The 19926-nt window shown below is 64.0% G+C and carries 19 protein-coding genes; 14 read left to right on the top strand and 5 right to left on the bottom strand.

The window, feature by feature from the left end:
- Positions 1-20: 20 nt before the first annotated feature.
- The 5 genes from FGK63_RS13340 to FGK63_RS13320 form a co-directional block, all read right to left on the bottom strand.
- On the bottom strand, positions 21-734 hold the full coding sequence (locus FGK63_RS13340) for a transglycosylase SLT domain-containing protein (protein ID WP_138843022.1): 714 nt from the start codon (positions 732-734) through the stop codon (positions 21-23).
- Between the two features lie 140 nt (positions 735-874).
- Complete coding sequence (gene amaB / locus FGK63_RS13335; protein ID WP_425471847.1) at positions 875-2374, bottom strand: L-piperidine-6-carboxylate dehydrogenase; 1500 nt, start codon at positions 2372-2374, stop codon at positions 875-877.
- 18 nt (positions 2375-2392) lie between these two features.
- Positions 2393-3499: a saccharopine dehydrogenase family protein gene (locus tag FGK63_RS13330; protein ID WP_138843018.1), complete on the bottom strand. Its 1107-nt coding sequence runs from the start codon at positions 3497-3499 to the stop codon at positions 2393-2395.
- Positions 3500-3613: 114 nt separating this feature from the next.
- A complete protein-coding gene (locus FGK63_RS13325; protein WP_138843016.1) occupies positions 3614-4042 on the bottom strand; it encodes an Lrp/AsnC family transcriptional regulator in 429 nt (142 codons plus the stop codon).
- A 57-nt stretch (positions 4043-4099) separates the two neighbouring features.
- Positions 4100-5419 carry an MFS transporter gene (locus FGK63_RS13320; RefSeq protein ID WP_138843014.1) on the bottom strand — a complete coding sequence of 440 codons (1320 nt, stop codon included), beginning with the start codon at positions 5417-5419 and terminating at the stop codon, positions 4100-4102.
- A 351-nt stretch (positions 5420-5770) separates the two neighbouring features.
- Between FGK63_RS13320 and FGK63_RS13315 the strand changes: the two genes are divergently transcribed.
- From FGK63_RS13315 to FGK63_RS13250, 14 genes are all read left to right on the top strand, one after another.
- Entirely contained in the window at positions 5771-6241 is a 471-nt protein-coding gene (locus FGK63_RS13315) for a MarR family winged helix-turn-helix transcriptional regulator (RefSeq protein WP_138843012.1), read from the top strand.
- A gap of 5 nt (positions 6242-6246) precedes the next feature.
- Positions 6247-7047 carry an enoyl-CoA hydratase family protein gene (locus tag FGK63_RS13310; protein WP_138843010.1) on the top strand — a complete coding sequence of 267 codons (801 nt, stop codon included), beginning with the start codon at positions 6247-6249 and terminating at the stop codon, positions 7045-7047.
- Between the two features lie 3 nt (positions 7048-7050).
- Complete coding sequence (locus tag FGK63_RS13305; protein ID WP_138843008.1) at positions 7051-8211, top strand: acyl-CoA dehydrogenase family protein; 1161 nt, start codon at positions 7051-7053, stop codon at positions 8209-8211.
- Position 8212: 1 nt separating this feature from the next.
- Positions 8213-9835 (top strand): AMP-binding protein, encoded by a 1623-nt coding sequence (locus FGK63_RS13300; protein WP_138843006.1) that lies wholly within the window; start codon positions 8213-8215, stop codon positions 9833-9835.
- A 175-nt stretch (positions 9836-10010) separates the two neighbouring features.
- Positions 10011-11150, top strand: a complete 1140-nt coding sequence (locus FGK63_RS13295) for an ABC transporter substrate-binding protein (RefSeq protein WP_138843004.1) — start codon at positions 10011-10013, stop codon at positions 11148-11150.
- A 51-nt stretch (positions 11151-11201) separates the two neighbouring features.
- Positions 11202-12122, top strand: a complete 921-nt coding sequence (locus tag FGK63_RS13290; RefSeq protein ID WP_138843002.1) for a branched-chain amino acid ABC transporter permease — start codon at positions 11202-11204, stop codon at positions 12120-12122.
- On the top strand, positions 12119-13102 hold the full coding sequence (locus tag FGK63_RS13285; RefSeq protein WP_138842999.1) for a branched-chain amino acid ABC transporter permease: 984 nt from the start codon (positions 12119-12121) through the stop codon (positions 13100-13102). The genes FGK63_RS13290 and FGK63_RS13285 overlap by 4 nt, the downstream gene beginning before the upstream one ends.
- On the top strand, positions 13095-13844 hold the full coding sequence (locus tag FGK63_RS13280) for an ABC transporter ATP-binding protein (protein ID WP_138842997.1): 750 nt from the start codon (positions 13095-13097) through the stop codon (positions 13842-13844). Before FGK63_RS13285 ends, FGK63_RS13280 begins: the two co-directional genes overlap by 8 nt.
- The gene (locus FGK63_RS13275; protein WP_138842995.1) at positions 13841-14530 is read left to right on the top strand and encodes an ABC transporter ATP-binding protein; all 690 of its coding nucleotides are present in this window, start codon (positions 13841-13843) and stop codon (positions 14528-14530) included. The genes FGK63_RS13280 and FGK63_RS13275 overlap by 4 nt, the downstream gene beginning before the upstream one ends.
- A gap of 2 nt (positions 14531-14532) precedes the next feature.
- Positions 14533-14940 (top strand): acyl-CoA thioesterase, encoded by a 408-nt coding sequence (locus FGK63_RS13270; protein ID WP_138842993.1) that lies wholly within the window; start codon positions 14533-14535, stop codon positions 14938-14940.
- Complete coding sequence (locus tag FGK63_RS13265; protein WP_138842990.1) at positions 14937-15341, top strand: RidA family protein; 405 nt, start codon at positions 14937-14939, stop codon at positions 15339-15341. The genes FGK63_RS13270 and FGK63_RS13265 overlap by 4 nt, the downstream gene beginning before the upstream one ends.
- Positions 15342-15384: 43 nt before the next feature.
- Positions 15385-16272 carry a tryptophan 2,3-dioxygenase gene (locus FGK63_RS13260; protein ID WP_138842987.1) on the top strand — a complete coding sequence of 296 codons (888 nt, stop codon included), beginning with the start codon at positions 15385-15387 and terminating at the stop codon, positions 16270-16272.
- A 3-nt stretch (positions 16273-16275) separates the two neighbouring features.
- Positions 16276-17103, top strand: coding sequence for an alpha/beta hydrolase (locus FGK63_RS13255; RefSeq protein ID WP_138842986.1), 828 nt, complete (start codon positions 16276-16278; stop codon positions 17101-17103).
- Positions 17104-17235: 132 nt separating this feature from the next.
- Positions 17236-19587 carry an oxidoreductase gene (locus FGK63_RS13250; protein WP_138842984.1) on the top strand — a complete coding sequence of 784 codons (2352 nt, stop codon included), beginning with the start codon at positions 17236-17238 and terminating at the stop codon, positions 19585-19587.
- Positions 19588-19926: the final 339 nt, after the last annotated feature.

Below are 19926 nucleotides of genomic sequence, written 5' to 3'. Positions count from 1 at the left end.
ATCCTGAGCAAGCGGAGCTCCTATTTGAAGACGATGAAGGCGGTGCGTTCGCCCGAAACCGGAACCAGGGAACCGAGGACGGCTGGACCATACGTTCCCGAACCGGAGAAAAGTGGTTGATTAGAGACTGTATTTGCCTCTCGCGCCACGGCGTCGACACGGTGACCGGGCCCGCCGTCCAAAGCGGCAAGGGTGGCTTCGAGCCGTTGCGAATAGGCGGCCGCCAGCGCTGCGGTGCGCGAGTGATAGGCCCCGGCGGCGGCGGTCCATGAGCCGAATTCGGCGTGAAGTTCGCGCAGGAAGCGGGCGGCGTAGGCCGCGTTCTGGTTGGGGTCGAACATCGCGTCGATGGAGCGGAAACCCTGGCCGTGCCAGCGGTAGTTGATCTGAAAGCAGCCGATATCGAAACTTCGGGCGCCGGCCTTGAACACCTTGGATACGTAGGCCTTGGCCTCGGCCTCGTTGTCGAACCAGAACCCCTTGCCTTCCAAGTTGACCGCCCAGGGCCAGGGGACGCGTCTGCCGTTGACCATGCGCCCGGTTTCGACCCGCGTGATCGCGCGCAACACGTCGAGCGGCACACCCTCGGATCGCGCAGCGCGCCGCGCAGCGGCGTCGCAGATTTCGCCTGCCCGCGTGTCGGAGAGAGCAGGCGCGGCGAGGATCAGCCAGACCGGCAGCAGCAGCGCGGCCAGAGGCGACACAAGCGGTTTCGTGGTCGTGGGTTTGGGCATTCTGCCGGTCCGGGAGTCCATCGATCCCGACCAAGCTAGCCACTCTCTCGTTTACAGAGAGTTATCGGCCAAGCACAGTTTTGGCCAACGTGACAACCCGCCCGGCAAGGGTGGCCGGGCGGGTCCGGTGCGTATCCCGATCAGATATCGAACTTGACGCCCTGGGCCAGCGGCAGTTCGGCCGAGTAGTTCACCGTGTTGGTCTGGCGGCGCATGTAGGCTTTCCAGGCGTCCGAGCCGCTTTCGCGCCCGCCGCCGGTTTCCTTTTCGCCACCAAATGCCCCGCCGATCTCGGCGCCGGACGGGCCGATGTTGACGTTGGCGATGCCGCAATCGGACCCGGCCGCCGACAGGAACTGCTCGGCCTCGCGCATGTTGAGCGTGAAGACGCAGGAACTCAGGCCCTGCGGCACGTCGTTCTGGATTTCCAGCGCATCGGAAAAGTCGTCATAGCCCAGAACGTAGAGGATCGGCGCAAAGGTTTCGGTCTTCACGGTTTCGGTCTGGCCCGGCATCTCGACGATCGCCGGTTCCACGTAGACGCCGCCCTCGGGGACGTCCTGCGTGACGCGGGCGCCGCCGAACACGGTGCCGCCTTGGGCCCTGGCCGCTTCCAGCGCCGCCGCCATCGCCTTGCCCGCCGCCTCGTCCACCAGCGGCCCGACCAGCGTGCCTTCGGTCAGCGGGTTGCCGATGGGCAGACCGGCATAGGCCCTCTTGAGGCGCGCGACCAGATCGTCCTTGATCGAGTTGTGCACGATCAGGCGGCGCAGCGAGGTGCAGCGTTGCCCGGCGGTGCCCACGGCCGAGAAGACGATGGCGCGAACGGCCATTTCCAGATCCGCGGACGGGCCGACGATCATGGCGTTGTTGCCGCCAAGCTCGAGGATGCATTTGCCGAAACGCTGGGCCACGATGGGCGCGACGGCGCGGCCCATGCGGGTCGAACCTGTGGCCGAGATGATCGGCACGTCCTCGCTTTCGACCAGCGCCTTGCCCAGATCGGCGCCGCCGACCAGCACTTGCAGCAGGCCGTCGGGCGCATCGCCGAACCGGGCCAGAGCCTTTTCAAAGATCTTCTGGCAGGCCAGCGCGGTCAGCGGCGTTTTTTCCGACGGCTTCCAGATCACCGGATCGCCGCAGACCAGCGCCAACGCCGCGTTCCAGGACCAGACCGCGACAGGGAAGTTGAAGGCCGAGATCACGCCCACGGGCCCCGCCGGGTGCCAGGTCTCCATCATCCTGTGACCCGGACGTTCGCTGGCGATGGTCAGGCCGTAAAGCTGGCGCGACAGGCCGACGGCGAAATCGCAGATGTCGATCATCTCCTGCACCTCGCCCAGACCTTCGGAAGTGATCTTGCCGGCTTCCCAGCTGACCAGCGCGCCGAGATCGTCCTTGGCGGCGCGCAGTTCCTCGCCGAGCAGCCTGATCAGCTCGCCGCGGCGCGGGGCCGGAACGGTGCGCCACGCCTTGAAGGCCGCCTTGGCCCTGGCAAGGATCGCGCCCATTTCGGCGGCAGGCGTTTCATGCACCTCGGCCAGCAGGCTGCCATCGATCGGCGAGGTCACCTTGAGCGTGCCGCCGGACAGTTCAGCGGCGGTCAGCCCCAGTTTCGCAAGGGTGGTTTCAGCAGTCATGACGATGTCTTTCATGGTTCAGGCAGCCTTGTTCTGTGCGGTTACGTCCCCCGCCCGGTAGAGGCGGCCAAATTCGGTGTTGAGAAAGTCCGAGAGCTTTACCTGCTCTTGCCGGACGAACCCGTTCGACGGCAGGATTCCGGTGCGCATCAGGTCCACGACGCCCAACACGCCGGCGGCGGTGGTAACCTGGATGGCGCTCCAGACCTGTCCGTCGATCAGGCGCGAGAAGGATTTGTTGATCAGGCTCTTTTCCCGCAACTGCCCGTCGATCCGGCCTTTTGCGGTGCAATAGACCAGCACCACGTCCTGATCCGTGCGCGGCAGGGCGGATTCGAAGATTTCCTTGAGCAGGTCGCGGCGCCGCTCCAGCCCCAGATCGTTCAGGAGCAGTTTCAGGATGTCGCGGTGACCGGGATAGCGGATCGAGCGGTAGGAGACCGACCGCGCCTTGCCTTCCAGCGTCTCGGGCAACGTGCCAAGCCCGCCCGAGGTGTTGAAGCATTCGTACTCCACACCGTCATGGCCGAGGATCTCGTAATCCTCCAGCGGCGCGGTCTTGACCCGCTCGCCGTTTACGATGGCGTCGCAGGGGTTGCAGTATTCGTTGATCAGCCCGTCGGTGGACCAGGTCAGGTTGTATTTCAACGCGTTGGTCGGATAGAGCGGCAGAGCGCCCACGCGCATGTGCAGGGTGTCAAGCTCGTCGAATTCGGCGGCCAGGGCGGCGCCGGCGATGCCGACGAAACCGGGCGCCAGCCCGCATTGCGGCATGAAGGCGGTCTTGCTGCCCTGGGCCAGATCGCGCACGGCCTTGGTGGCGGCGACATCCTCGGTCAGGTCGAAATAATGCGCGCCGGCCTGCCTGGCGGCTTTGGCGATCGCAGGCGTCAGGAAGAACGGCGCGGCCGAAATCACCGCGTCAAATCCCTGCAGCCCGTCGGCCAGACTGGCCTCGTCCTTGGCGTCGATTTGTTTGGTTGCCACGCCCATCCTGTTCAGCACCGCCAGCGCGGCCAGATCGTGGTCGGCCACGGTGACGGTGTAATTGGGCGAGGTCTTGAGCAAAGTGGCGATCATCTGGCCGATCTTTCCGGCCCCGACGATGCAGATATTCCATTGCATGGCACGTCTCCTTCTCTGTCAGCAAGTCTGACGTATCCGCTGTTCGGTCTGTAGGGATCAGAGTGACGGAATGACCTACGATCCCGTCATAATGACGGATCATGCATCATATCGTCAGGAACGGTCTATGCGGCGGCCAAAGACGACGCTGGTGTTGGTGCGCAGCACGCCCGGGATTTCGGCCAGTTCGTCGACCAGAACGTCCAGATCCTCGATCCGGGGGGCTTCGGCCGAGAGCAGAAGGTCGAATTCGCCGTTGATCGACAGGCAGAGCTTGACCTCGGGATAGGCTTCCAGCCGTTTGATGATGCGCGCGGTCTCTTTCTGCTGAACTTCCAGCATGACGACCACCTGCACCCGGCTTTCATCCTGCGGTTCGCGCAGAACCACCGAGTAGCCGGCGATCTCGCCGCGTTCTTCCATGCGCGCGATCCGCTCGTGCACGGTGGTGCGGGCCACGCCCAGCCTGGCCGCAATCTTGGTCGTCGATTCCCGCGCGTTGTGCTGCAGGGCGGCGATGATTCGGCGGTCCAGCTGGTCCATGGATTCTCCGGTGCGGGTCGTATCCCGAGTTGGTGTAAAGCACATCCCGTCCGGGGCTCAAGGCTCCTGCGGATACCGGGGATGGAGTTCGTCTATGATGATGGCGTGACTGTGTGGCCCGTTGCCATTCAGATGCGGGTGATCGGGCGGCAGATCGGGATGGCTGTGCGGCACGGGCTGGGCGGTGTTCCGTGGCCAGACCGCCCAGGCGGTCAGGACACCGCCCACCGAGGCCGTCGTCAGCGCCGCCATCGTCACAGTCGCGCCGCTGACGGTCATCAGCCAGCCCGACAACGGGTAGAAGACCAGCCAGCAGGCGTGGGACAGCGTGAACTGCGCGGCGAAGACCGCCGGGCGGTCGGCGGGATGCGCCGAACGCGTCAGCAGGCGGCCCGACGGCGTCAGCACCGTGGAATAGCCGAACCCGATCAGGGCCCAGGACAGGGCCAGCATGGACAGAGTCATCGGCAACGCCGCGGACATCAGGGCGGTCAGCCCCATCGCGCCCGTTCCGAGCATTGCACCGGCCAGCATGACGCTGCGATCCTCGACCCGGTCCAGCAGGCGCGGCAGGATCAGGGCGGCCAACATCGACCCAAGGCCGAACCCCGCCAGCGCCAGTGCCACGGCGCTTTCCGCCAGCCGCAGGTCCGAGCGCACGATCACCACGGTGTTCACGATGACCATCGAGCCAAGCGCCGCCGACACCCAGCTCAGCGCCAACAGCCCGCGCAGTCGGGGCGTCTTCAGGTAGATCCGCAGCCCACGGGTCGTCCGGTCGTAGATCCCGCGCCGCGGGACGGGTTTGGGCGAGGGCAGCGCCACCAACACGACCAGCAGCGCCGAGGCCGCAAAGCCCAGTCCGGTGCCCCAGAACAGGCCGTCGAAACTGACCATCAACAGTAGCGCCGCGGCCAGCATGGGGCTGAGCAGGCTTTCCAGGTCCATCGCCAGGCGCGACAGGGACAGGGCCTGGGTATAGTCGCGCTCGTCCGGCAGAACGTCCGGGATGGTGGCCTGAAAGGCTGGAGTGAAGCCGGCCGAGGCCGATTGCAGCACGAAGATCAGCACGTAGATCTGCCAGATTTCGCTCACGAAGGGCAGGCAGACGGCGACGGCGGCCCGCACCATGTCCAGCGTCACCAGCATCCGGCGCCGGTCCACCCGCTCGGCAATCGCCGCAGCCAGCGGGGCCACGATCACATAGGCCAGCATCTTGATGGTCAGCGCCGTACCCAGCACCAGCCCCGCTGCCGCCCCGGCCAGATCATATGCCAGCAGCCCAAGCGCGACGGTCGCCAGCCCGGTACCCGTCAGCGCCACGATCTGGGCTGCGTAGAGGTGGCGGTAGGTCCGGTTGTTCAGAACTCCGATCATCTCTCACCGGGTCGACGTTGTGGTCACTGGAACCGTTGAATTCTTCAACACTGCAAGTCGTGGCGGAAGGGTTCCGCCATGCCATGCTTCAAAAGGATAGGATCGGGAATCGCGATCCGTCAAAGGGTTGTTGCGGAAACGTCCGGCAAAGGTTGTTCCGGGCGCCGTGAATTCCCGCATTTCCTTCAAGTTCAAAATTTATATTGTTGAAACAAATTCCCGTTGCTAGTGTTCTCTGCAACAGAGGTGCGCAATGGTCGTTTCTGATACACAAGCCCAGGTGACCGGCGGTCGTTCAACGGATCGGGCTGCGTTTGCGACCGGCTTGTCAGACTTGTCCGGAGGGATCCGATGACCCGGCCCAATCGCAAATCCGCCGAAAACCCCAGCAAGGAACGCTTGCGGCTTTGGCTGCGCCTGCTGAAGCTGTCCCGCGGGATCGAGGCGCAGCTGCGCGCCAACCTGCGAAGGGAATTCGACTCGACCCTGCCGCGTTTTGACGTGATGGCGGCGCTGTCGCGCCACAAGGACGGGCTGAAGATGAGCCAGCTTTCCGGGGTTCTGAGGGTCTCGAACGGCAATGTCACAGGCATCGTGGACCGGCTGGTGGAAGAAGGGTTGGTCATGCGCGTCGCGGTCGAAGGGGACCGGCGCGCGTCTCTGGTGCGGCTGACGCGCAAGGGGCAGGCCGACTTCGCCACGCAGGCGGCGGCCCACCAAGGCTGGATCGACGAGATGCTGGGGGCGCTGGGCGCGACAGAGGCCGCGGCGATAGGTGCGCGGATGGACGAATTGATGACGGCCTTGGACGAGGGGAAATGATGGACATGCGCAGTGACACGACGCATTTTCTTTGCGCGATCTCCGATGGCATCGCGACGGTCTCGCTGAACCGGCCCGACCGCAAGAACCCGCTGACCTTCGACAGCTATGCCGAACTGCGCGACTGGTTCCGCGATCTGGCCTATTCGGATGACATCAAGGCGGTGGTCTTTGCATCGAACGGTGGCAATTTCAGCTCGGGCGGGGACGTGCATGACATCATCGGCCCGCTGACCCGCATGAACATGAAGGAATTGCTGGCCTTCACCCGCATGACCGGCGATCTGGTCAAGGCGATGGTGAATTGCGGAAAGCCGGTCATCGCGGCCATCGACGGGATCTGCGTCGGCGCGGGCGCGATCATCGCAATGGCCAGCGATCTGCGGCTTGCGACGCCAGAGGCGAAGACCGCGTTCCTGTTCACCCGGGTCGGGCTCGCCGGGTGCGACATGGGGGCCTGCGCCATCCTGCCCCGGATCATCGGCCAGGGACGCGCGGCGGAACTGCTGTATTCCGGACGGTCCATGAGCGCCGAAGAGGGCGAGCGTTGGGGCTTCTTCAACCGGCTGGTTCCGGCGGCCGAACTGGACGCTGCGGCCCGCGAACTGGCGGCGCGCCTGGTCGAAGGCCCGAATTTCGGCCACATGATGACCAAGACCATGCTGGTTCAGGAATGGTCCATGTCCATCGAACAGGCCATCGAGGCCGAGGCGCAGGCGCAGGCGATCTGCATGCAGACCGGCGATTTCGAACGCGCCTACCGCGCCTTTGTCGCCCGCGAGAAACCGGTTTTCGAAGGGGATTGAACCATGCCGGACCGGTCTTTCCTGAACTGGCCCTTCTTTGAAGCGCGGCACCGCGAATTGGCGGATGCGCTGGAGGACTGGGCGGATCGGGAGCTTTCGGGGGTCGACCACGGGGATACCGACCGGGCGTGCCGCAACCTGGTCGCAGCCCTCGGCCGGGACGGTTGGCTGAAGCACACTGGCGTGTCTACCGAAGGGGGTGTCCTGGATGTCCGCACGCTGTGCCTGATCCGCGAGACTCTGGCACGCCATGACGGTCTGGCGGATTTCGCCTTTGCCATGCAGGGGTTGGGCACCGGCGCGATTTCGCTGTTCGGGACCGAGGCGCAGAAAGCGGAATGGCTATCGCTGACCCGTTCGGGCAAGGCGATTTCGGCCTTTGCGCTGACCGAGCCGCAATCGGGCTCGGACGTCGCCAATTCCACGATGACGGCAGTGCGCGACGGGAACGACTTTATCCTGAACGGCGAAAAGACCTGGATTTCCAATGGCGGCATCGCAGATGTCTACACGCTTTTTGCCCGCACCGGCGAGGCGCCCGGGGCCAAGGGCCTTTCGGCTTTTGTCCTGCCCGCCGGCCTGCCCGGGTTCGAGGTCGCGGAACGGCTGCAAACCATCGCCCCGCACCCCCTCGCCACGTTGCGGTTTTCCGATTGCCGCATCCCCGCCGACGCGATGATCGGCGCGCCGGGCGACGGGTTCCGGATCGCCATGTCGGTGCTGGACGTCTTTCGGTCGACCGTGGCCGCGGCCGCTTTGGGCTTTGCACGACGGGCGTTGGATGAGGCTCTGACACGGGTCAATACTCGCCGAATCGGCGGCGCGCCTCTCTTTGATCTGCAGATGGTCCAGGGCCATGTCGCCGACATGGCGCTGGACGTGGATGCCGCCGCGCTGCTGGTCTATCGCGCGGCCTGGACCAAGGATTCGGGCGCGCCCCGCGTCACCCGCGAAGCGGCGATGGCAAAGCTTTTCGCCACCGATCACGCGCAGCGGGTCATCGACCGCGCCGTGCAGCTGTTCGGCGGCGACGGGGTGAGATCCGGCGAGACGGTCGCGCGGCTGTACCGCGAAATCCGTGCGCTGCGCATCTACGAAGGCGCTTCGGACGTGCAGCGCGTGGTGATCGCGCGGCAGACCCTCGGCGCGCATCTGGGAGGATGAAATGCTCAGACCCTCGGCTCATACCGATACCTTCGCCCGGGACAACCTGCCGCCCGCGGATCAATGGCCGGACCTGCTGCTGGACGGGTTCGACTATCCCGACCGCCTGAACGCGGCCGTGGAACTGACGGACCGGATGGTCGACAAGGGCTTTGGCGATCACACGGCGCTGATCGGCAACGGCCGCCGCCGCACTTACAAGGAGTTGTCCGACTGGAGCAACCGGATCGCCCATGTGCTGGTCGAGGATCTGGGCATCGTGCCCGGCAACCGCATCCTGATCCGTTCGGCCAACAACCCGGCGATGGTCGCCTGCTGGCTGGCCGCTACCAAGGCGGGCGCGGTGGTGGTGAACACCATGCCGATGCTGCGCACGGGCGAACTGACTGCCATCGTCGACAAGGCCGAGATTTCTCATGCCCTTTGCGATACCCGGCTGAAGGACGAACTGGTCGCCTGCGCCAAGACATCCGATTTCCTGAAAACGGTAGTCGGGTTCGACGGCACGGCCAATCACGATGCCGAGCTGGACCGTCTGGCGCTGGAAAAACCGGTGCATTTCGAGGCGGTCGAAACCAGTCAGGACGACGTGGCGCTGCTGGGCTTCACCTCGGGCACCACCGGCTCGCCGAAGGCGACGATGCACTTCCACCGCGATCTGCTGATCATCGCGGACGGCTATGCCAGGGAAGTGCTGAAGGTCACGCCGGACGACGTCTTTGTCGGTTCGCCGCCGCTTGCCTTTACCTTCGGCCTGGGCGGCCTGGCGGTGTTTCCCCTGCGCTTCGGCGCGGCGGCGGCGCTGTTGGAAAACGCCTCGCCGCCGAACCTGATCGAGATCATCCAGACCTACAGGGCGACGGTCTGTTTCACCGCGCCCACCGCCTATCGCACCATGCTTGCGGCGATGGAGGAAGGCGCGGATCTTTCCAGCCTGCGCGCCGCGGTGTCGGCGGGCGAAACGCTGCCTGCTCCGATCTACGATGACTGGATGGCCAAGACGGGCAAGCCGATGCTGGACGGAATCGGTGCGACGGAACTGCTGCACATCTTCGTCACCAACCGCTTTTCCGACCACCGCCCGGCCTGCACCGGCAAGCCTGTCACGGGCTACGAGGCCAGGGTGATCGACGACGCAGCCAACGAGGTGCCGCGTGGCGAGGTCGGGCGGCTGGCCGTGCGCGGCCCGACCGGGTGCCGCTATCTGAACGACGAACGGCAAAAAGACTATGTGCTGAACGGCTGGAACATCACCGGCGACAGCTTCACCATGGACAAGGACGGCTATCTGCACTTCTGCGCCCGAAACGACGACATGATCCTGACCTCCGGCTACAATATCTCGGGGCCCGAGGTCGAGGCGGCCCTGCTGTCGCACCCCGCCGTCGCCGAATGCGCCGTCGTCGGCAAGCCGGACGAGGCGCGTGGCAACATCGTACAGGCCCATGTAGTGCTGAACGACGGCCATGCGCCGGATGACGCGACGGTCAGGGCGCTGCAGGATCACGTCAAGGCGACCATCGCCCCCTACAAGTACCCGCGCAGCGTGGTCTTCGCCGACGCCCTGCCGAAAACCGCCACCGGCAAGATCCAGCGTTTCCAGTTGCGCGAGGCCGCGCAATGACGCGCGCTGTTGCACCCTTGCCGAAACCGTTTAGCCTGCGCAGCGGGGGCGTCGGGGAGATTGACCATTTGAAACCTGCCGGATTGGGAAGGGACCGGCAGGAGATCCGTGACGCCCGAGATCGGAGCGTTCCAGAAAACCTTCGGGAATAGTCCTTCAACAGGGGAAGAAGATGATGAAAACCAAATCCTTGCTACTGGCAGCGACGGCTGCCGCAATGACCGCCGGAATGGCCCTGGCCGAGCCGGTCAAGGTCGGAATGATCACCACGCTGTCGGGCGGCGGCGCCGGTCTGGGCATCGACGTGCGCGACGGCTTCATGCTGGCGGTGAAACAGGCGGGCAATCCCGACATCGAGGTGGTGATCGAGGACGATCAGCGCAAACCCGACATCGCCGTGCAGCTGGCGGACCGCATGATCCAGTCCGACGACGTGGACATCCTGACCGGCATCATCTGGTCCAACCTCGCGATGGCGGTGGTGCCATCGGCGACCGCGCAGGGCAAATTCTATTTGTCGCCCAATGCCGGGCCGTCGGCACTGGCGGGCAAGGGCTGCCACCCGAACTATTTCAACGTCGCCTGGCAGAATGACAACCTACACGAAGCGGCGGGCGCCTATGCCAATTCGGCGGGCCTGAAGAACAGCTTCATCCTGGCTCCGAACTACCCGGCGGGACAGGACGCGCTGGCGGGGTACAAGCGGATGTACGAAGGCGAGCTGGCCGGCGAGATCTACACCAAGCTGGGCCAGACGGATTATGCCGCCGAAATCGCGCAGATCCGCGCCTCGGACGCCGACAGCGTGTTCTTCTTCCTGCCCGGCGGCATGGGGATCTCGTTCCTCAAGCAATATGCCGACAGTGGCGTGGACCTGCCGGTCGTGGGCCCGGCCTTCTCGTTCGACCAGGGCATCCTGCAGGCGGTCGGTGCGGCGGCGTTGGGCGTCAAGAACACAAGCCAGTGGAACAAGGATATCGACAACGCCGCCAACAAGGCGTTCGTCGAAAGCTTCGAGGCCGAATATGGACGCCTGCCGTCGCTCTATGCCTCGCAGGGGTTCGATACGGCCAACCTGATCCTGTCGGCGATGGCCAAGGCCGACGTCAAGGACCAGGACGCGTTCCGCGAGGCGCTGAGGGCGGCCGAGTTCGACTCGGTGCGCGGCGAGTTCAAGTTCGGCCCGAACCACCACCCGATCCAGGACATCTATGTCCGCGAAGTGGTGCAGGAAGGCGATGTTTTCACCAACAAGATCCTCGGCGTCGCGCTCGAGGATCATGCCGATGCCTATGCGGGTGAGTGCAAGATGTAAGAACCCGGTGGCGCGGGGGCTATTCCCCGCGCCAGCACACAGGGTAGCGAAATGTCCTTTCTTCTGCTGATCGAACAGATCCTGAATGGCTTGCAGTTCGGGGTGATGCTCTTTCTGACGGCCGCCGGCCTGACGCTGGTCTTCGGCGTCATGGGGCTGATCAATCTTGCGCACGGCTCGCTGTTCATGATCGGGGCATTCGCCGCCGCGGCCACCGCCGCCGCGACGGGCAGCTTCGTTCTGGGGCTTGCCGCCAGCCTCGCCGCCGCGGCGGCCGCCGGCGCGCTGGTCGAGATGCTGGTCATCCGTCGCCTCTACAACCGGGATCACCTCGATCAGGTGCTGGCGACATTCGCGCTGATCCTGATCTTTTCCGAAGGCACGCGATGGCTGTTCGGGTCGTTCCCGCTCTACCTCAACATCCCCCTGGCGCTGTCGGGGCCGGTGACTCTGCCCGGAGGCATCGAATACCCGCTTTACCGCCTGACGATCATCGCCGTCGGCCTATTGATCGCGCTGGGGCTGTTCCTTTTGATCTCGCGCACCAGGCTGGGCGTCCAGATCCGCGCGGGCGAGAGCGACCGCGAGATGATCGCCGCGTTGGGAATCGACATCAACAGGCTCTATACAGTGGTTTTTGCCCTTGGTGCGGGGCTTGCGGGGCTGGCCGGCGCGCTGGTTGGAGCGATCCAGTCGGTGCAGGTCGGCATGGGCGAGCCGGTTCTGATCCTCGCATTCGTGGTCATCGTCATCGGCGGCATCGGGTCGATCAAGGGCGCGCTGATCGGCTCGGTCCTCGTGGGGCTGACCGATACGCTGGGCGGGGTGCTGCTGCCCGAAACGTTCAAACTGTTCATGGATCCGGCCTCGGCCACGGCGGTCGGATCGGCGCTCGCCTCGATGCTGATCTACATTCTCATGGCCGTGGTGCTGATCGTCAGACCGACCGGCCTATACGGAGCGCGCGCATGAGCCGGGAGACGATCTTCAACGCGGTGCTGGCGCTTGGTCTGCTGCTGTTCCCGCTCTGGGCCTATGTCGCGGACGAGCCTTTCATGATCACGCTGGCGACCCGCGTCGCGATCCTGGCGCTGGCCGGCGTCGGCCTGAACATTGCGCTTGGCCTTGGCGGTCTCGTCAGCCTGGGTCACGCGGCCTTCTTCGGCATCGGCGGCTATGCGATGGGCATCCTCGCGCACCACGCGCAAAGCTACACGCCCCTGATGGAGGTTCCGTTTCTCATCGAGGGGACCAAGTCGATGCCGGTGATCTGGCTGGTGGCGCTGGCGGCGTCGGCCCTTGCGGCGCTGGTGATCGGGGCGCTGTCCTTGCGCACATCGGGCGTCTATTTCATCATGATCACCCTCGCATTCGGCCAGATGCTGTTCTATTTCGCCATCAGTTGGCCGGCCTATGGCGGCGAGGACGGGCTGTCGATCTATGTCCGAAACAGCTTTCCCGGCCTCAACACGCTGGACCCGATCCAGTTCTTCCTGATCGCCTATGTCATTCTCGCCGCGGCGCTGATGTTCGCGGCCATGCTGGCTAAATCCCCTTTCGGGCTGGCGTTGAACGCGGCAAGGCAGACGGCCGAACGGGTCGAGACCATCGGCATCACTCCCTATCGTTTGCGCCTGACCGCCTTCGTCATCTCGGGTGCGATCACCGGGCTTGCGGGCGCGCTGTTTGCCGATCTCAACCGCTTCGTCAGCCCCTCCATGTTCAGCTGGCAGACCTCGGGCGAGATCATGATCTTCATCATTCTGGGCGGTGTCGCGCGGCTGTTCGGACCGGTGGCGGGTGCGGCGCTGTTCATCGCGCTGGAACATGTCCTGGGCGGCTTGTCCGAGTTCTGGCACATTTACCTGGGGCTGCTGCTGCTTGCCGTCGTGCTTTATGCGCGCGGCGGCATCATCGGCACGCTGGCGGGGCGGGAGGTGGCGCATGACTGAGCCGGTGCTGTCCGTCCGCAACGTCTCCAGGAAATTCGGCGCTCTGATCGCGTCGAACAATGTCAGCCTCGATCTGCGCCCGGGCGAAATCCACGCGCTGATCGGGCCCAACGGGGCGGGAAAATCGACCCTGATCAAGCAGATTGCGGGAGGATTGCGGCCCGATAGCGGGGAGGTGCATTTCCTCGGTCGCGACGTCACTGCGCTGAGCACGGTGCAACGCGCACGGATGGGGCTGGGGCGCACGTTCCAGATCTCGGCGCTGGCGATGGAAGACACGGTTCTGCAGAATGCCATGCTGGGCGCGCTGGGCGCCGGCCGCCGACCGTACCGCTTTTTCCGGCCCGTGCTCAAGGACCGCGACCTGCGCGAAGTGGCGGAAACCGCGCTGGATCGCGTCGGCTTGCTGGATCACGCGGCCATCCGCACCTCGGATCTGTCCCACGGCCAGCGCCGCCAATTGGAAGTTGCCGTCGCGCTGACGCTGAAACCGCGCGCCTTCATCATGGACGAACCGATGGCGGGTCTCGGCGCCAGCGGTTCAAAACGCCTGACCGGGTTTCTGGACGAGTTGCGGCACGAAGCGCCGATCCTGCTGGTGGAACACGACATGGACGCGGTCTTTGCGCTGGCCGATCGGATCAGCGTGCTGGTCTATGGCGAGGTCATCGCGACGGGGACGGTGGAGGATATCCGCAACCATGCCGAGGTTCGCCGCGCCTATCTGGGGGAGGACGCATGAGCCTGCTCAGCCTGACCAACGTCTCGGCCTTCTACGGCGCGTCTCAGGCGCTGTTCAAGGTCAGCCTGCGCGTAGAGCAAGGCGCGGTGGTCGCCCTGATGGGCCGCAACGGCATGGGCAAGACCACCACGATCAAGACCATCTTGCGGATGCTGCCCGCCGCCGGAGGCGAGTTGATGTTCGACGGCGAGGATCTGCGGCGCCTGCCAAGCCACAAGGCGGCGCGGTTGGGTCTGGGCCTGGTTCCCGAAGGACGCCGCTGTTTCCCGAATCTCAGCGTCGAAGAGAACTTGACCGCCGCCGCGCGTCCCGGGCATTGGGATCTCAAGCGCGTTGCGCAGCTATTTCCCGTTCTCGAAGAGCGCCGCGCGCAATCCGCCGCGTCGCTTTCGGGCGGCGAGCAGCAGATGCTGGCCATCGGCCGGGCGCTGATGACCAACCCGCGGCTTCTGATCCTCGACGAGGCCACCGAGGGGCTTGCCCCGATCGTGCGGCAGGAGATCTGGGCCGCTATCGCCACGCTGAAACGCGAAACCGGGCTCGCCATTCTGGTCGTGGACAAGTCGCTGCGCGAGTTGAGGCAGATCGCCGACGAGGCCGTGGTGCTGCAGCGGGGCGAAACGGTCTGGCACGGCGCGATGGGGGCGCTGACGCCGGACATCACCGACCGATACCTGGGGGTTTGACCATGACATTCCACTGGCGGCAGAAGATTCTGTTCAAGCACTGCGACCCGGCGGGGATCGTGTTCTACCCGCGCTATTTCGAGATGATCAACGATTGCGTCGAGGCGTTCTTTTTCGACGCGCTCGGCTATCCGTTCGAGGATTTCCACAAGCTGGACGCAGGCGCGCCGACGGTTCACATCGAAACCACGTTCCAGGCGATCAGCCGGCATGGGGACTGGCTGGATTTCTCGCTGCAACCGCTCCGAATCGGGCGCAGCAGTTTCGATTTCGCGGTGACCGCGTCCTGCGAGGCGGAAAGACGGCTGAGCGCGAAACTTACCCTCGTGCATATCAGGAACTTTTCCGCCTCGCCCTGGCCGCAGGATGTGCGCGACGAGATAACCCGGATGATTGGAGAGCCGACATGAGCAACCAGGTGATACATCCCGAGGGCTGGGCGCCCGCCAAGGGCTATGCCAACGGTATCCTGTGCGATGACGGGACGCTTTACGTGGGAGGCCAGATCGGCTGGACCGCCGAGCAGAAATTCGAATCCGACGATTTTATCGGGCAGATGGAACAGGCGCTGCGCAACATCGTCGATATCGTCCGTGCCGCGGGAGGCAGGCCAGAGGATATCACCCGGCTGACATGGTATGTTACCGACAAGAAGGAATACCTGGCCCGCCAGAGGGAAGTGGGCGAGACCTATCGCAAGATCATGGGGCGGCACTTTCCCGCCATGACGATGGTCGTCGTCGCCGGGCTGGTCGAGGACGAGGCGCTGGTCGAGATCGAAGCGACTGCCAAACTCGAAAAACGGCTCTAATTCAGGTGAAATAGCGGGTATTCCCGCATTCTGGAGAACCAAGATGGCTGAACAGGACAAACGGGACCGGCTTGTGAAGCGCGGCGTCGAAGACACGCTCGTCACCGATTTCGCGGACAAGCACCGCAAGAGCTATGGCGATTTCCTGCAGCTCAAGACGTTGTTGAACCTGCAGAAGACCTTTCAGGACCCGGCGCAGCCGGACGAAATGCTGTTCATCATCATCCATCAGGTCAGCGAGCTGTGGCTCAAGCTGATGCATCACCAGCTGGTCGAGGTGCGGCGGTTCCTGCAGATGGATGACTTCGGCCCGGCGATGAAGAACCTCGACCGGATCAAGGCGATCCAACGGCAGCTGATCTCGGCCTGGGACACACTGCTGACCATGACGCCGGCGGATTACCTTACGTTCCGCCATGCTCTGGGGAACTCGTCGGGTTTCCAGAGCTACGGCTATCGCCAGATCGAGTTCATCCTCGGCAACAAGGACACTTCGACCCTGAAGGTACACGCGCACGACCCCGAAGTGATGGAAATGCTGAACGCGGCGCTCACCAAGCCGTCGCTCTACGACGAGGTTCTGCACATGCTGGCGCGCCAAGGGTTTGACGTGCCGCAGGACTTGCTGGACCGGGACTACTCGCAGCCTTATTCCGGCGATCCGCGGGTGGTGAAGATCTGGGTCGAGATCTTCCGCGACACCGACAAGTACTGGGATCTCTACGCGCTGGCGGAAAAGCTGATGGATGTGGAGTCGCTGTTCCAGCGCTGGCGCTTCGACCATGCGACGGCCGTGGAGCGGGTGATCGGGATGCAGCCGGGCACCGGCGGGTCCAGCGGGGTAGCCTTCCTGAAAAAGGCGCTGGAGCTCAAATTCTTCCACGATCTTTACGACATGCGGACCGAACTCATGTACAATCAGGGGGCCTGAGACGTGTTGTATCGCGGCTTTTCCTCCGACGAGCTGGCGCGGGAATATTCGCCCAGTTCCATGGTTGGGGGCGACAACTCTCCCTATCTTGCGGCCTATGCGGCGCTCAGCGCCAAGGTGCGCACGGACCTGCAGGTGCAGGAGAACCTGAGCTACGGGAACGGGCCGACGCATGTGCTGGACTACTTCCCGGGCCGGGAACCAGACGCGCCGCTGCATGTGTTCATCCATGGCGGCTACTGGCAAGCGCTGAGCCAGCGGGAGTCGGCAATGATGGCGCCGGCGCTGGTCGAGGGCGGCCATGCCTTTGCCACCTTGAACTACACGATCGCGCCCAACGCCCGGCTTGGCGAAATGGTGGTCGAATGCCGCGACGCGCTGATGTGGCTGGGGTCACAGGCCGGGACGATGGGGTTTGACCCGGCGAGGGTGTCGCTGTCCGGGCACAGCGCGGGCGGCCATTTGGCGGCGATGGTGATGGCGACGGCAGGGTCGGACTTGGCCGGGGCCGGGTTGCAGGTGAGTGATGTGACCCTGATCAGCGGCGTATTCGATCTGGAGCCGATTTCGCTGGTGCCGGTCAACGACCCGTTGCAACTGACGCAGCAGGAAATCGAAGACCTTTCTCCGATCCACCACCTTCCGCCCACCGGCCCGCAATACCGCGTCACGGCGGGCGGGCGCGACACCGGAGAGTTCATCCGCCAGAGCCGCGACTATGCGGAACGGCTGCGCAAGGCCGGGCATTCGGTCAGTTTCGATCTGCAGCAAGGGGTGAATCACTTCGACATCATCCTGCATGCCGGGACGTTTCGGACACCGTTGGGCTGAGGCGACCGGCGGTAAGCGGAGGTGTGAAATGCCAACAGTTTCTATATGTCTAAACATTTCATACTTAAATCAAATGGCGAAACATGGTAAGGCGCAGGGTACGAGCGCGTCGGACTCAGGCGGAGAACGAAGATGAAGATCACGGTGATCGGCGGTGGGCCAGGCGGTCTCTACACGGCGCTTCTGACGAAAAAGGCGCGACCGGACTGGGATGTGGAGGTGTTCGAGCGCAACCGCGCCGATGACACGTTCGGGTTCGGCGTGGTCTTTTCGGACGAAACGCTGGATGAGTTCCTGAGCCGGGACAAACCGGTCTTCGAGCGATTGAAGGACGAGATGGCCTATTGGGACGACGTCGCCGTTCACTTCAAGGGCCACGAGATGCGCTGTGCCGGGAACGGGTTCTGCGGCACGTCGCGGCACACGCTGCTGCGGATCCTGCAGGAACGTTGCGCGGAGCTTGGGGTCGAATTGACCTTCGGCGCCGAGATCGACGCCGCCAATCTGAAGACGCAATTCCCGGATTCGGATGTCATCGTCGCGAGCGACGGCATCAACTCGGCGATACGCACGCAGTACAAGGACGCGTTCAGGCCCTCGACCACCTGGCGCAGCAACCGGTTCTGCTGGATGGGCTCGACCCGCCCGATGGGAGAGTTCAACTATTTCTTCCGCGAGACCGAGCATGGACAGATGGTGGCCCATTGCTACCAGTATGAAAAGGATCACTCGACCTGGGTCTTCGAAATGGACGAGGCCACCTGGGCCGGGCACGGGTTCGAGGAATTCGACGAGGAAGGCTCGAAAGCCAAGCTGGAAGCGATCTTTGCCGAGGAACTGCAGGGCCACCCGCTGCTGCTGAACCGGTCGAACTGGCGCAACTTTCCGCGGATATTCTGCGAGAACTGGTTCGTGGACAATATCGTCATTATGGGCGACGCCAAGGCGAGCGCGCATTTCTCGATCGGCTCGGGCACCAAGCTGGCGATGGAATGTGCGATTGCCCTGTCGGATGCCTTGTTAGACCATGCAGAAACCGACGTGCAGACGGCCTTCCGGGCCTACGACGACGCCCGCCGCACGCCCTGCCAGATCATCCAGCACAATGCCGACGTTTCCCTGGCCTGGTTCGAACACATGAACCGGTCCTGGGACATGGAACCCTATCAATTCGCCATGGTCGTGATGTGCCGGGCGAAATCGATCACCTACGACAACCTGATCATCCGCGACCCTGAGTTCGTGCGGAAGGCGGATGACGAGTGGTATGCCCGCCACCTGCGCGAAACCGGCGAGGATCTGCGGAAATCGCGCCCCACGCCGATGTTCTCGCGGTTCAGCTTGCGAGATATGGAGCTTGCCAACCGTGTGGTCATGTCGCCCATGGCGCAATATTCGGCGGACAGGCAGGGCAACCCGACCGAATGGCACAAGGTGCACTACTGCAGCCATGCGACCGGTGGCATGGGGTTGATCTATACCGAGATGACCTGCCCGTCCGCGGACGCCCGCATCTCCGAAGGCTGTACCGGCATGTGGACGGACGAGCATGAGAGGCGTTGGAAGGAAATCGTCGATTTCGTCCATACCCATTCGGCGGCCAAATTCGCCATGCAGCTCGGCCATGCCGGGCGCAAGGGCTCGACCCAGTTGGGTTGGGAGAGAGAGAACCACCCGATCGCCGAAGCCGGGGCGAACTGGCCGCTGGTCTCGGCCTCGCCGCTGCCGTGGTTCGAGGACGAGAGCCAGATCCCGGCCGAGCTTGACCGGGCCGGAATGGACCGTATCAGAGCCGATTTCGTGCAGGCGACCGAACGCGCCGCCCGCGCAGGGTTCGACATGCTGGAACTGCACTGCGCCCATGGCTACCTGCTGGCCTCGTTCCTGTCGCCCCTGACCAACCTGCGCGGTGACGACTATGGCGGCAGCCTGGAGAACCGCCTGCGGTATCCGCTCGAGGTGTTTTCCGCGATGCGCGCCGCCTGGCCCGCCGAGCGGCCGATGTCGGTGCGGGTCTCGGGCACCGACTGGAAGGACGGCGGTCTGACCGAGGCCGAGCTGATCGGCATTGCCGAAGCGTTCCGCGACGCAGGCTGCGACCTGATCGACGTCTCGGCCGGCCAGACCGTGCCGGATCAGGAGCCGGTCTATGGCCGCATGTTCCAGACCCACCTGGCCGAAGCCGTCCGCAACGTGCCGAGGATCGCCACCATGGCGGTCGGCGCCATCACCGAGCCGGCGCAGATCAACACCATCCTGCATACCCGCCGCGCCGATCTTGTGGCCATCGGCCGCCCGCACCTGTGGAACCCCTATTTCACCCATCAGGCCGCCGCCTGGTACGGCGTTCGAAACGACGCCGCATGGCCCCGTCAATACCTCAGCGGTGCGATGCAAGCGTTTCGCGAGACCGAGAAGACCCGCGAGAAGATGCAGGAACTGCAGCGCAAGGCCGCGCCGGGCCGGCACGCCCGGTCACGTTGAGACCGACGTCGTCGATCATCCAATGCCCGCAGCAATAGAAGCGGGAAATGAGAAATCCGGGACACTTTGGAAACGGGAATTCTTGATGAATTTTCGACACTTCCTCGTGTCTGGGCGAAAATTAACGTGATTAATCAAGCATTTTACTATATCAATAAGTATGTCTCGTTCTTGTGGGGAGGATTTGACGTGCTCAGAACCATCACTCTCGGTAGTTGTGTTCTGGTTCAAGGTATTTTTGTTAAGAAACTGTCCGGCGGCCGGATATCGGTGCGTGTAGGCAAGAAGATCTACTCCGGACGGCCAGTCAAGGCTGCCTCGTAAGCGCAAACTGGCACA

The sequence above is a fragment of the Ruegeria sediminis genome (assembly GCF_005938215.1).
Classification (GTDB): Bacteria; Pseudomonadota; Alphaproteobacteria; order Rhodobacterales; family Rhodobacteraceae; genus Ruegeria; species Ruegeria sediminis.
The sequence above is the reverse complement of the archived record's forward strand: the minus strand, read 5'-3'. Positions and strand labels throughout refer to the sequence as shown.

Coding starts and splice junctions, on each gene's coding strand:
- FGK63_RS13340 (WP_138843022.1), bottom strand. CDS start 734: ATGCCCAAACCCACGACCACGAAACCGCTTGTGTCGCCTCTGGCCGCG.
- amaB (WP_425471847.1), bottom strand. CDS start 2,374: ATGACTGCTGAAACCACCCTTGCGAAACTGGGGCTGACCGCCGCTGAA.
- FGK63_RS13330 (WP_138843018.1), bottom strand. CDS start 3,499: ATGCAATGGAATATCTGCATCGTCGGGGCCGGAAAGATCGGCCAGATG.
- FGK63_RS13325 (WP_138843016.1), bottom strand. CDS start 4,042: ATGGACCAGCTGGACCGCCGAATCATCGCCGCCCTGCAGCACAACGCG.
- FGK63_RS13320 (WP_138843014.1), bottom strand. CDS start 5,419: ATGATCGGAGTTCTGAACAACCGGACCTACCGCCACCTCTACGCAGCC.
- FGK63_RS13315 (WP_138843012.1), top strand. CDS start 5,771: ATGACCCGGCCCAATCGCAAATCCGCCGAAAACCCCAGCAAGGAACGC.
- FGK63_RS13310 (WP_138843010.1), top strand. CDS start 6,247: ATGCGCAGTGACACGACGCATTTTCTTTGCGCGATCTCCGATGGCATC.
- FGK63_RS13305 (WP_138843008.1), top strand. CDS start 7,051: ATGCCGGACCGGTCTTTCCTGAACTGGCCCTTCTTTGAAGCGCGGCAC.
- FGK63_RS13300 (WP_138843006.1), top strand. CDS start 8,213: ATGCTCAGACCCTCGGCTCATACCGATACCTTCGCCCGGGACAACCTG.
- FGK63_RS13295 (WP_138843004.1), top strand. CDS start 10,011: ATGAAAACCAAATCCTTGCTACTGGCAGCGACGGCTGCCGCAATGACC.
- FGK63_RS13290 (WP_138843002.1), top strand. CDS start 11,202: ATGTCCTTTCTTCTGCTGATCGAACAGATCCTGAATGGCTTGCAGTTC.
- FGK63_RS13285 (WP_138842999.1), top strand. CDS start 12,119: ATGAGCCGGGAGACGATCTTCAACGCGGTGCTGGCGCTTGGTCTGCTG.
- FGK63_RS13280 (WP_138842997.1), top strand. CDS start 13,095: ATGACTGAGCCGGTGCTGTCCGTCCGCAACGTCTCCAGGAAATTCGGC.
- FGK63_RS13275 (WP_138842995.1), top strand. CDS start 13,841: ATGAGCCTGCTCAGCCTGACCAACGTCTCGGCCTTCTACGGCGCGTCT.
- FGK63_RS13270 (WP_138842993.1), top strand. CDS start 14,533: ATGACATTCCACTGGCGGCAGAAGATTCTGTTCAAGCACTGCGACCCG.
- FGK63_RS13265 (WP_138842990.1), top strand. CDS start 14,937: ATGAGCAACCAGGTGATACATCCCGAGGGCTGGGCGCCCGCCAAGGGC.
- FGK63_RS13260 (WP_138842987.1), top strand. CDS start 15,385: ATGGCTGAACAGGACAAACGGGACCGGCTTGTGAAGCGCGGCGTCGAA.
- FGK63_RS13250 (WP_138842984.1), top strand. CDS start 17,236: ATGAAGATCACGGTGATCGGCGGTGGGCCAGGCGGTCTCTACACGGCG.